Below are 10,668 nucleotides of genomic sequence, written 5' to 3'. Positions count from 1 at the left end.
GAGCGTCGCAACAGCGCCCGCAACCGGGCGATCACCTCCTCCAGGCTGAACGGCTTGGTGACGTAGTCGTCGCCACCGACGGTGAGCCCGGCGATACGCTCCTCCACCGCGTCCCGAGCGGTGAGGAAGAGCACCGGCACGGTCGGGGTGTGCTCGCGCAGCCGGCGCAGCACCTGGAAGCCGTCGAAGTCGGGCAGCATCACGTCGAGCACCACCGCGTCCGGCTGGAACCGCCGGGCGGTGCTCAGCGCCGCCATCCCGTTGCCCGCGGTGCGGACCTGCCAGCCCTCGTAGCGCAGGGCCATCGAGAGCAGGTCGGCGAGCGTCGGCTCGTCGTCTACCACCAGCACCCGGACGGGCTCCCCGTCCGGCCGGCGCAGCTCGATGCGGCCCTGCGCGGCCTGCCCCTGCATGACCATGCCCTCCATCGTGGGCGCACCCGCTGTGCCCCACCTCGGCGGATCCTGTGTACCAGCTGTGGGCCGGTCGCGGCGGGGTCGGACGCGCCGGGTGGGGCTCGGCTCACTCCGTCATGCCGAGCGGGTCGGTGCGGACGAAGCGCATGGTCCAGGTCCCGGTGTCGTCGCGCCGGCCGCGCCGGTAGCGGTGGTCGGCCCCAGCGCCGGCCGGGGCCGCCGCCTGATCCGGGTGGCGCAGCACCCACACCTGCGGGGGCGCGCCGTCGGGCCCCGCCGGCACCCGCCGCACCAGGTTGTCGGCCGGCCCGCCGACGAAACGCACGGTCACTTCGGCCATCGCCCCTCCGGTTCCCGGTCGGCCTACCCGGTGAAAGCTATCCCACCGTGACCGCCCGCGCGGGGGCACCGGGCCGACGCCTCCCGGCGGTTTGCCCTGGTCGGGGCCGGGGTACCGGGGCAGGCAGCGTCGCGCGGAAGTGGCGGCGCGCAGGCGCGAGCGACGAGGAGCGGTCGATGAGGACGCTGGACGGGCGGTATCAGCTCGAACAGCGAATCGGCCTCGGTGGGATGTGTGAGGTGTGGCGGGGCCACGACATCGTGCTCGACCGGCCGATCGCGGTGAAGCTCATCTCCCCCGGGCACGCCGACGAGGTCTCGGTGGAGCGGATCCGGGCGGAGGCCCGCTCCGCGGCCCGGCTGGTGCATCCGAACGTGGCCAGCGTGCACGACTTCGGCACGTCCTCGGCGCTGCCCGGACGGCCGGTGCCGTACATCGTGATGGAACTGGCCGAGGGGGAGACCCTCGCCGCGCACCTGCGCGCCGGGCCGCTGGACTGGCGCATCGCGGTACGGGTCTGCGCCGAGATCGCCGCGGCGCTGGCCGCCGCCCACGGGCACGGGATCGTGCACCGGGACGTGAAGCCGGCCAACGTGATCCTCACCCCGTGCGGGGTGAAGGTGCTGGACTTCGGCATCGCCACCCCGGCCGGTGTGCCCGACTCCGTCCCGGCCGGCACGGTGGTGGGCACCCCCGCCTACCTGGCCCCGGAGCAGCTCGATCGGCAGCCGGCCACCCCGGCCGCCGACATGTACGCCCTGGGGGTGCTGCTCTACTACTGCCTGGCCGGGCGGCTGCCGTATCCGGCCGACAGCACCACCGAGCTGCTGGGGGCACGCCGTCGGCAACCGGCCGAGCCGCTGCCGTCGATCGACGGCCTGCCAACGGAGGTGGCCGAGCTGTGCCGGCAGCTCATGGCCGACGACCCGGCGCGGCGGCCGAGCAGCCTGATGGCCGCGCTGCTGCTGGCCGAGGCGGTCGACGCCCGGGTGTACGTGCCGATGCTCGCCACGGCCCCGCCCCGGCAGCGCGGCGGTCAGATGTCCCCGTGGACGCGGGAGGCGGCAGCCGCGGCGACCCAGGCGGCGACGCTGGGCGGGAACGGCGGTTTCGCCGGGCGCGGGGCGGGTAGCCGGGCGGGTGACTGAGGGGGAACGATGCCCGATCCGAATTCCTGGCTGCACGAAGCCACTGCCACCGCCGAGGGTGGTCACGTCCGTACCGACGACGGCGGCCTGTCCACCGCGCTGGCATCCCCGCTGGCGCCGCACTGCACTGGACTGACGCCGGAACAGCTGCTGGCGGCGGCGTTCGCGTCCTGCCTGCACCATGCCGCGGTCGAGGCCGCCGGTCGGATCACCGACGAGGCGCACACGGTTCAGGTACGCGCGGAGGCGAGGCTGGGCCGCGACGACGACGGACGCTACCGGGCCGACGTGCACGCCTCCATCTCCTCCGCCGGGCTGAACCGCAAGCAGCTCGCCGAGTTGGTCGAGCACGCCGACCAGCTCTGGCCGTTCTCCAGCGGCGACAACAGCCGGCACCGGCTCACGGTCACGTCGGCGGAGAACGGCCGGCGCTGAGCGGGCCGGCGCGGTCGACCCACACCGGCCGGACCGATCGGTCGTCCGACGATCCCCCGAACAACCGAGGCGATCGGGGGGCTACGGCGGGACCAGGCGCGGTGGCGGGAAATCCCGTTCATCCAGGCAAATGCCAAATAACGGTAATAAACACATTGGTGGATACCGCAAGCTTGCCCGCTTTTTCGGGTAATTGTCCGGGGGAAAATCCGCAAACTGTGACGCATGCCACCAACCGGTCCGATGGCAGGGCGCGAGCGACTATCTAGCCTCGGCGGGTGCGCCCCTACGACTCCGCTGAACAGAAGCAGGCCCACGAGCGCCCGGATGGCCGTACGGCCGGTGCCGCCTCCACCGAACGGGTGGTCGGCCGACACCGCCGTCCCGACCCGCCGCGCGCCGCGCTGCCGCTGCCGAGGTCCACGCGGGTACGCGCGGCGTTGATCACGGGTATGAGTTGCTGCCTCGGCGTCGCCGCGTTCGCCGGCACCTGGCAGGCCGGCGGCCCCCCGGAGCCCGTTCAGGGGGCCCTCGCCGATCGGGCCGCAGCCGCCGCCGAGGCCGAGCAGCGTGCCTCCCGCTCGCTCGACCGCTCCCCAGCGGCCCCGATGACCATCCTGCCCAGCCCGACGGCGAAGCCCAGCCCGAGCGCCACCCGCAAGCCGAAGCCGAAGCCCGCCAAGCCGGTCCGCCCCCGCCCGGTCGCCGGACTCAGCCAGCTCCAGATGGACAACGCGAAGATCATCGTCGACGTGGGCCGGGGCATGAAGGTGCCCCGGCGGGGCCTCGTCGTCGCGGTGGCCACCGCCATGCAGGAGAGCAACCTGCGCAACCTGGCCAGCGACGTGCTCCCCGAAAACAAACAAAAAAACCCGCACCAGGGCAGCGGCTCCGACCACGACTCGGTCGGGCTGTTCCAGCAGCGGCCCAGCAGCAGAAAAAGACACGGTCGGGGACCTGATGCGCCCGACGTACGCGGCCCGGGTCTTCTACGAGGCGCTGCTGGAGGTCCCCGGCTGGGAGGAGATGAGCGTGACCGCCGCGGCCCAGTCCGTGCAGATCTCGGCGTTCCCCGACGCGTACGCGCAGCACGAGGAGCGGGCCACCACGGTCGTCGCGGCGCTGACCTGAGCCGGCTCAGGCGAGCCGGGTACCCCACTCGCCCGGCGACTCGACGTCCACGCCGGCGGCGACTCGGCTCGTCGGCGCCCCACCGTTCGGCAGGGCCGCCGCAGCCGTCGGCGTGTCCGCCGCCACGACCGGCCCGGCGAGGATCTCGTCTATCCGGGCCTCCCGGCGCCGGCGGGCCGCCAGCGCAGCCTCGACGTCCCGGCGGGCGCGCAGCGCCTCGGCGTACGCCCGCTCGCGGACGTGCCGGGCCTCCTCGCGGGCCGCGTCCAGCTCGAAGCGGGCCCGCGCCAGGATCTCGGCGGCCTCGGCGGCGTCGCCCACCGCCGTTCGGGCACCGTCGGCCCCCGTCGCCGGCTCGGGCCCGCGCTCGACCAGAGCGCACAGGTGGGTCGTCTCGTCCCGGATCCGGTCCCAGTCGCGGCCCGACGCCGCACCCTCCGCGCGCGCGGCCAGCCGGCTCAACCGGACCGCCAACTCGTCGAGGCAGGAGTCGACCTGCCGCCGGTCGTAGCCGAACTCCACGACGGAGAACCTCATACTGTCGCCCCCAGGCAGCCCGGTGTTTCTTCCCCACCGCAGATCCTCGGTGGCGCTGGGGGGCCGGCGAGGACGTTCGGGAAAAATGTTCAGCATCCGAGCGGCGACGCTCGCGCGGAGTGGGGACGGTCAGACCCGCTTGGGCAGCACGACGACGCGGCCGAAGAACTCGTCGATGCGGCGCACCACGCCGTTGAAGTCGTCCAGGTCGATCGGCTTGGTCACGTACGCGTTGGCCTGGAGCGTGTAGCTGCCGACGATGTCGGTGTCGGCGTTGGAGGTGGTGAGCACGACGATCGGAATGGTCCGCAGGTCGTCGTCCTGCTTGACCTCGCCGAGCACCTGTCGCCCGTCCATCCGTGGCATGTTCAGGTCGAGCAGGATCACGTCCGGCCGGCGGGCCTCGGTGTGCCGGCCGGACCGGCGCAGGAACTCCATCGCCTCCTGGCCGTCGCTGACCACGTCGATGACCTTGTCGACGTCGGAGTCGGCGAGGGCCTCCTCGATCATCAGCACGTCACCCGGGTCGTCGTCAACCACGAGGATGCGAACGGGGCCACGGGTGCCTCCAGCCATGGGAACCTGCCTCGGGTCGACGCGGACGGCGACCTCACGATCGCCTGCTGGCGGGGAAATCTAGCCCATCACGGTGCGGACTGCGATGTCGGGTGGGCCGTGTCGGGCTGGTAACCCAGCACCTCGGCCAGCCCCGTCAACCTCAGCACCCGCTCGACCCGGCCGGTCGCGCCGGTCACCCGCAGCCAGCCACCCCGGGCGGCGGCCTGGTTGTCGCCCCGGACGAACGCGGCGATGCCGGTGGAGTCGCAGAAGGTCAGCTCGGCTAGGTCGACCAGGAGGTGCCGCTCCCCCCGCTTGGTGAGCCGGTCGAGCACCGCGTTGAGTTCCGGCGCTGTGCTCGTGTCGAGCTCACCGGCGAGCCGCAGGCACGCCCCGACGCCATTCTGCTGCGCATACGTGACGGTGAACGTCAACGTGGTCCCTCTCGCTCCACCGCAGCCGAATGATTGCAGTGAAGCAAGTATACGCAGGTGGCGGCGGCCACCGGCAGGCCGCGCTCACCGCGTCCGCGCGCCCGCCCCCTCCTCGGGCCAGGGCAGGGTCGGCACCGCGTGCAGGTGCCGGTTCGGTCGACTGTGCGGCCCGCTCGCGCGCAGCGCGAGCACCGCTATGTCGTCATGGTCGCCGTGGGCCAGCCAGTCACGGGTCATCTGCTCGACCCGCTCGGCCAGCGCGGGGGCGGGCATCCGGTGGCAGCCGTCGAGCGCGCGCAGCAGCCGCTCGGCACCGAACTGCTCGTCGCCGCGCCGGCCACCCCGGGCCTCGGTCACCCCATCGCTGTAGAGCAGGCAGGTCTCGCCCGGCGCCAGCTCGACGGTCACCTCGCCGATGCGCGGGTCGGGCACCACACCGATCAGCATTCCGCTGAGGGCGACCGGCTCCACCTCGCCGGAGACACGCAGCACGAGCGGCGGCAGGTGACCGCCGCCGGACATGGTCAGGGTGAGCCCGCCGTCGCGCCGGGGACGCGCCACACCGAGCACCATGGTCGCGAAGCGGCCCTGCCCGTGCGCCAGGGTGGTCTCCAGCAGCGTGTCGTTGAGCAGCCGCAGCAACCGGCCGGGGTCCGACTCCACCCGGTGCAGCGCCTGGAGGCACTGGCGAAGCTGGCCGGTGAACACGGCCGCCTCGACCCCCTTGCCGCAGACGTCGCCGAGGAAGAACACCGAACCGCCGTCGGGCAGCCGGTACGAGCCGTAGAAGTCGCCGCCGATGCGCAGCCCCGCCTGCGCCGGCCGGTACGCCGTGCCCCACTGCACACCGGCCGCCTCGGCCGGCTCCACCGGCATCAGGCTGGCCTGGAGGGTGTCGGCGACCTCGGCCTGGTCGCGGTAGAGCACGGCCGTGGTCAGCGCCGCGCCGGCCCGGGCCGCGAAGGCGCGGACCAGGCCGACGTCGGCCTCGTCGTCGTAGCGGGTCGAGCGGCGCGCGACGAGCAGCGCGCCCGCCGGCAGGTCCCGCCCCGGCAGCGGCACCACGCGGACGCTGACGTCGACGGCGTCCAGGCCGGGCAGCCAGCCGGCCTCGATCGCCTGCTCGACCAGCCAGTCCAGCGTGTGCGGCTCGACGCCGGCGAGCCCCTCGTCGAGGGCCGCCGGCAGGTCGACGGCGTTGAGCACGCCACTGTCGACGTTCGGGGCCTCGTCGTCGGCCCGGGTGGCCCGCCACCAGCGGGCCCGACCGGACCGGGAAGCGAGCACCAGCACGGCCACCTCGGCGAGGGTGGGCACGGCGAGCCCGACGACGGCAGCGGCAGCGCGGTCGGGGTGCAGCGGGTTGCCCAGCTTCTCCCCCACCACGGTCAGGAAGGCCGAGCGGGCCCGCTCGGCCAGCAACGCGTCGGCCCGGGCGACGCTCTCGGTGACGTCCTCGACGTAGCGGCAGCACCGGCCGGCGGACAGCGGCACCTCGCGGACGCGCAGCCGGCGGCCACGGTGGCCGAACTCGCCCCCGGCGCCCGGCGTGCACAGGCCCGCGACGCCGGACGCGGCGAGCAGCTCGCCGACGGTCACCTCGGGCAGCAGCCGCTCGGCGACCGGGCTCAGGTGACGCACCACGCCGTCGGCGTCACAGACGATCAGGCCCTCGCGGAAGTGCTCGATGACCTCCGACCAGTCCGGCATTGGCGGGTTCCGGTCGGGGGCCAGGGGTGGCAGCGCCGCGGCGGGTCGCGGCGGCACGTCGGCAGACCGGGCCGGGGCCCGCGCGGCGCTCGGCGTGGAGATCCGTCCGTCGCCCGGGTCCCAGTCCCTGACGTCGGCAGCAGTCACCAGCGGAGCCCCCACTCCCTCTCGATGCCCACCCGCCCGGCACCCGCGGGCCGCCGGAAACGGCGTATGTTGTCCAATTTCCTCACCCCACCCTACGCCGGTCTGCCGGTACCGCCACCCGACGCTGCCGGAGCTACGGAGCGGTCTCAGCGGGCGACGACGCCCGGAGATTGTTACGATCCGAAACGAACCTGCCCGACCAGCAGCCCTGCGGAAAGGCGTGATCGTGGTGCCCCAGGGGAGGAAGTCCGAGGCGACTCCGCTCACCATGTCCGTCGATCTGTCCGATCCGGACGCGCCGCTCATCCGGGTCGGCGGCGACCTCGCCTTCACCACCGCCGCGCCGCTGCGGCGCGAGGTGGACCGGCAGCTCGCCGAGCGCCCTTCGGTGCTCGTGCTCGACTTCGCCGGCCTGCGGTTCATCGACAGCACCGGGCTCTCGGTGATCGTGCACGCGTGGCGGGAAGGGCAGCAGTGCGACACCGCCATCCGGCTGCGCTCGACCCCCCGGTTCCTGGACACCATCCTCGACATGACCGGCGTCACCGGGTTGCTCGCCCGCCCGTTGCCCGACGGTGAGCGGTCCTACGGCGCGTCCGGTTCGCGCCGACCGGCCGCGTCCGCCTGAGCGCCCCGGCGTTCACCGATCACTTCGTCGCGGCAACCGGCGATGCGGCCCCGGGTCGCCTCCCTGACCGGGCTCGTCTACAGCCGCGACCTCTGCGTCGGCGACGCCCTGCGGCGTCTGCCCGGGAGTCGGGCGTTTGGAACAGGTGGCGCATGAACGCCCGGCCCGACGATCGGCCGGGTGAGCGTCCCTCACCCGGCCCGGGTGACGCTCCGGCGGCTACCGGCCGCCAGCGGGTCCCGGGCCCGTTTCGCCTCCACCCCGGCCGGGAACGCGATCGCCGAGAAGCGGACCGGACAAGGAACGAGGTGTGCCATGCGCAAGCAGATGGAAGGGGACAACCAGCGCCGCCGGGCGCTCGCCCGCCAGGCCCGGGAGCGCGGCCGGCGGGCCAGCGAGACCGGTGCCAGCCTGAGCGCGTCCAAGCAGCTCGCTCACCTGGACCAGGGCAAGCGGGCCGGGCCGCCGCCGGCCGGCCGGCACAAGCCCGACAGCACCCGGGGCGGACCGGCCCCGCCGCCGGCCGCGCGGCCGCCGGCCGCCACGCCCCGATCGCGGCCCGAGCGCGGCCCCGGCGGCGCGCCGGGGGCGACCGGGCTCGGCTACCGGGAGCTGGTCGACGACGTGGGCCGGCGGGCCGGCGTCGACTTCCGCACCGCGAAGGTGGCGGCCGAGGCGACGGTGCTGGCCCTGGCCTGGGCGCTGGACCAGGCCTCCCGGGAGCGGCTGCTCGAGTCGGTGCCCGTGAAGCTGCACGACGTGGTGCCGATCGACGGCATCGAACGCCACCACGACCTGCCCGGCTTCGTCGGCGAGGTGGCCCGGATCAGCGGGCGTACCCCGGAACAGGCCCGGCGGCAGGCCGAGGCGACGCTCGCCGCGCTGGCCGACCGCGACGGCGACCTGGTCGCCTCGCTGCGCGTCCCGGACGGGTTGCGCGACCTGCTCGGCCCCGCAGCCGGCGGCTGAGCGCGCGGGCCGGCGGGCCTCTCGCGCCCGCCGGTCCGGCCGGCGGCTACCGTGCCGGGATGCACTCCGCCGCCGAGGGCTGGAACTCGTGGTCGACCCCGAGCCGCCGCACCGGGCGCACGCTGCTCGCCGGGGGTGTCGCCAGTCCTACGTCGACCTCGCCGACCCCCGTTACCCTGCAACTTCGAAGTACGTCCGCCGGATGGCCGCCGTGGTCGACCTCGCCGCACCGCCCGTGCACGCCGGTCGACGCGCTGCACCTCGGCGGGGGCGCGCTGACCCTGCCCCGCTACGTCGGGGCGACCCGGCCCGGCTCGGCCCAGCTCGTGGTGGAGCGTGACGCGGGCGTGGTCGAGCTGGTGCGTCGGGAACTGCCCCCGCCACCGCCGGGGGTACGCGTCGAGGTCGCCGACGCCCGCGACGCGCTGACCGCGGCCCCGGCGCACGGGTACGACCTGGTGCTCACCGACGTCTACCAGGCCGCCCGGATGCCGGGCCACGTGGCGAGCGTCGAGTTCGCCGCCGAGGCGGCCCGGGTGCTGCGCCCGGACGGGATCCTCCTGGTCAACGTCACCGACCTGCCGCCGCTGGTGTTCACCCGCGCCCGGGCGGCCACCCTGCGGGCCGTTTTCGCCGACGTCTGCCTGCTCGCCGACCGCCGGATGCTGCGGGGGCGGCGCTACGGCAACCTGGTGCTCGCCGCCGCGCGCCGGCCCGGCCGGCTACCGATGGGCCGGCTGGAGACTCGGGCGACCCGCGACTCGGTGCCGGGCAGGGCGCTGCACGGCCCGGCCCTCGACGAGTTCGTCGGCGGGGCGGCCCCGGACACCGATGCGGCCCTCGGCCTCACCTGACCGCACCGCCCGATCGTGCCGCCGGAATCCGGACCCGGCCGAGCCGGCGGTCAGCGGGAACGGGCCGGGACCTCCGGCGACGAACTCTCCAGCGGCACCGCGTTGGCCGGCACCAGGCCGAGCTGCACCGCCGGGCGGGGCAGCGCGGCGTCGAGCAGCCAGTCCGCCCCGACCCGGGCCCGGTTTCCCGGCATCGCCAGCAGGTGGTAGCCCCGGGTGACGGCCTTGGCCGGCAGGCCGGCCAGCGACACCTTCAGCGGGTTCGCCGCGGCGTCCCTGCCACCGAGGTCGACCACCCAGCCCAGGTCGTGATGCTTGTACGGACGGCGGCTGCCCTGCCCGTAGGAGGCGGCGATGTTGTGGGCCACCAGCTTGCCCTGCCGCTGGGCGTGCTGGGCCGTCATCGTGCAGATCTGCCCGGGGCGGGTCAGGTCGGGCACCGCCGCCGCGTCACCGCAGGCGTACACCTCGGGGAAGCCGGGCACGGTGAGGTACTCGTCCACCACGAGACGGCCCTTCTCGGTACGCAGGCCCAGTTCGGCGACGAACGGGTCGGGACGCACCCCGACGCACCAGATCAGGCTGCACGTCGGCACGTACTCGCCGTCGGTGAGCATCACCCCGTCTGGGGTCGCCTCCGACACCGAGGTGCCCATCCGCACGTCGACGTCGCGCCGCCGCAGTACCCGGTCGGCGGTGCGCGACATTCGCTCGTCCAGCTCGGGCAGGACCCGGGGGGCCACGTCGAGCAGCATCCAGCGCGGCCGGACGGCCAGGTGCGGGCGCTGGGCGACCAGCCGGTCGGTGAACAACTGTCCGTGGGCGGCCACCTCCGTACCGGTGTAGCCGGCGCCGACGACCACGAACGTGGTGCGGGCCCGCTGCTCGGCCGGATCGTCGGTCAGCTCCGCCAGCTCGATCTGGCGAACCACGTGGTCGTGCAGGTAGAGCGCCTCGGGCAGCCCTCGGAAGCCGTGGGCGTACTCGGTCACGCCGGGGATGGGCAGCAACTTGTTGACGCTGCCGACAGCCAGCACCAGCCGGTCGTACGCGAGTCGGCCGCCGCCCCCCTCCGGCATCGTGTAGCCGACCCACCGGTTCTGCAGGTCGACCCGGTCGGCCTCGCCGACGACCACCCGGACGCCGTCGAGGGTGCCGCTGAGCGGCACGGAGAGCCGCCCGGGCTCGACCACGCCGGCGGCCACCTCCGGCAGCAGCGGCAGGTAGAGGAAGTAGTCGGTCGAGTTCAGCAGCACGATCTCGGCCCGGCTGCGGGCGGTGCGGCTCAACGTCTTCGCCGCGTGGTAACCGGCGAATCCGGCCCCCACGATCACCACACGAGGTTTCGTCATGGCGAGTGC

The 10,668-nt window shown here is 74.4% G+C and carries 10 protein-coding genes and 3 pseudogenes; 6 read left to right on the top strand and 7 right to left on the bottom strand.

Annotated elements, in window-relative coordinates:
* Together MCAG_RS28180 and MCAG_RS28175 are read right to left on the bottom strand one after the other, a co-directional pair.
* Nucleotides 1-413, bottom strand: a 413-nt coding sequence (locus tag MCAG_RS28180; RefSeq protein ID WP_157548700.1) for a response regulator transcription factor, incomplete at its 3' end; no start/stop codon positions are given.
* Between the two features lie 109 nt (nt 414-522).
* Nucleotides 523-756 (bottom strand): hypothetical protein, encoded by a 234-nt coding sequence (locus MCAG_RS28175; protein WP_036375624.1) that lies wholly within the window; start codon nt 754-756, stop codon nt 523-525.
* 176 nt (nt 757-932) lie between these two features.
* Here MCAG_RS28175 and MCAG_RS28170 point away from each other — a divergent pair, with 176 nt between their 5' ends.
* The 3 genes and pseudogenes from MCAG_RS28170 (at nt 933) to MCAG_RS36465 (ending at nt 3,470) form a co-directional block, all read left to right on the top strand.
* Nucleotides 933-1,904 carry a serine/threonine-protein kinase gene (locus MCAG_RS28170; RefSeq protein WP_036375623.1) on the top strand — a complete coding sequence of 324 codons (972 nt, stop codon included), beginning with the start codon at nt 933-935 and terminating at the stop codon, nt 1,902-1,904.
* Between the two features lie 9 nt (nt 1,905-1,913).
* Nucleotides 1,914-2,339, top strand: a complete 426-nt coding sequence (locus tag MCAG_RS28165; protein ID WP_007076341.1) for an OsmC family protein — start codon at nt 1,914-1,916, stop codon at nt 2,337-2,339.
* 278 nt (nt 2,340-2,617) lie between these two features.
* Nucleotides 2,618-3,470, top strand: a pseudogene (locus MCAG_RS36465) (hypothetical protein).
* A gap of 6 nt (nt 3,471-3,476) precedes the next feature.
* Here MCAG_RS36465 and MCAG_RS28155 read toward each other — a convergent pair.
* The 4 genes from MCAG_RS28155 to MCAG_RS28140 all read right to left on the bottom strand — a co-directional run bounded on the left by MCAG_RS28155 (nt 3,477) and on the right by MCAG_RS28140 (nt 6,856).
* Nucleotides 3,477-4,007 carry a hypothetical protein gene (locus tag MCAG_RS28155; RefSeq protein ID WP_050778112.1) on the bottom strand — a complete coding sequence of 177 codons (531 nt, stop codon included), beginning with the start codon at nt 4,005-4,007 and terminating at the stop codon, nt 3,477-3,479.
* 129 nt (nt 4,008-4,136) lie between these two features.
* On the bottom strand, nt 4,137-4,583 hold the full coding sequence (locus tag MCAG_RS28150; RefSeq protein ID WP_007076338.1) for a response regulator: 447 nt from the start codon (nt 4,581-4,583) through the stop codon (nt 4,137-4,139).
* A gap of 68 nt (nt 4,584-4,651) precedes the next feature.
* The gene (locus MCAG_RS28145) at nt 4,652-4,999 is read right to left on the bottom strand and encodes an STAS domain-containing protein (protein ID WP_007076337.1); all 348 of its coding nucleotides are present in this window, start codon (nt 4,997-4,999) and stop codon (nt 4,652-4,654) included.
* Between the two features lie 84 nt (nt 5,000-5,083).
* Nucleotides 5,084-6,856, bottom strand: coding sequence for a PP2C family protein-serine/threonine phosphatase (locus MCAG_RS28140; RefSeq protein ID WP_050778247.1), 1,773 nt, complete (start codon nt 6,854-6,856; stop codon nt 5,084-5,086).
* A 268-nt stretch (nt 6,857-7,124) separates the two neighbouring features.
* Here MCAG_RS28140 and MCAG_RS28135 point away from each other — a divergent pair, with 268 nt between their 5' ends.
* The 3 genes and pseudogenes from MCAG_RS28135 to MCAG_RS28125 all read left to right on the top strand — a co-directional run bounded on the left by MCAG_RS28135 (nt 7,125) and on the right by MCAG_RS28125 (nt 9,307).
* Nucleotides 7,125-7,484 (top strand): STAS domain-containing protein, encoded by a 360-nt coding sequence (locus MCAG_RS28135; protein WP_083802378.1) that lies wholly within the window; start codon nt 7,125-7,127, stop codon nt 7,482-7,484.
* Between the two features lie 315 nt (nt 7,485-7,799).
* A pseudogene (locus tag MCAG_RS28130) lies at nt 7,800-8,450 on the top strand (DUF2267 domain-containing protein); the annotation flags it as partial.
* A gap of 82 nt (nt 8,451-8,532) precedes the next feature.
* Nucleotides 8,533-9,307 (top strand): annotated as a pseudogene (locus MCAG_RS28125) (spermidine synthase).
* A 50-nt stretch (nt 9,308-9,357) separates the two neighbouring features.
* Here MCAG_RS28125 and MCAG_RS28120 read toward each other — a convergent pair.
* Nucleotides 9,358-10,659, bottom strand: a complete 1,302-nt coding sequence (locus tag MCAG_RS28120) for an NAD(P)/FAD-dependent oxidoreductase (protein ID WP_036375622.1) — start codon at nt 10,657-10,659, stop codon at nt 9,358-9,360.
* Between the last annotated feature and the right edge of the window lie 9 nt (nt 10,660-10,668).

The organism is Micromonospora sp. ATCC 39149 (assembly GCF_000158815.1).
In the GTDB taxonomy this organism is placed as follows: domain Bacteria; phylum Actinomycetota; class Actinomycetes; order Mycobacteriales; family Micromonosporaceae; genus Micromonospora.
This window is presented reverse-complemented; position numbering and strand designations above follow the sequence as displayed.

Excerpts from the sequence above, each read along its gene's own strand:
- MCAG_RS28175 (WP_036375624.1), bottom strand. The coding sequence starts at position 756 with ATGGCCGAAGTGACCGTGCGTTTCGTCGGCGGGCCGGCCGACAACCTG.
- MCAG_RS28170 (WP_036375623.1), top strand. The coding sequence starts at position 933 with ATGAGGACGCTGGACGGGCGGTATCAGCTCGAACAGCGAATCGGCCTC.
- MCAG_RS28165 (WP_007076341.1), top strand. The coding sequence starts at position 1,914 with ATGCCCGATCCGAATTCCTGGCTGCACGAAGCCACTGCCACCGCCGAG.
- MCAG_RS28155 (WP_050778112.1), bottom strand. The coding sequence starts at position 4,007 with ATGAGGTTCTCCGTCGTGGAGTTCGGCTACGACCGGCGGCAGGTCGAC.
- MCAG_RS28150 (WP_007076338.1), bottom strand. The coding sequence starts at position 4,583 with ATGGCTGGAGGCACCCGTGGCCCCGTTCGCATCCTCGTGGTTGACGAC.
- MCAG_RS28135 (WP_083802378.1), top strand. The coding sequence starts at position 7,125 with ATGTCCGTCGATCTGTCCGATCCGGACGCGCCGCTCATCCGGGTCGGC.
- MCAG_RS28120 (WP_036375622.1), bottom strand. The coding sequence starts at position 10,659 with ATGACGAAACCTCGTGTGGTGATCGTGGGGGCCGGATTCGCCGGTTAC.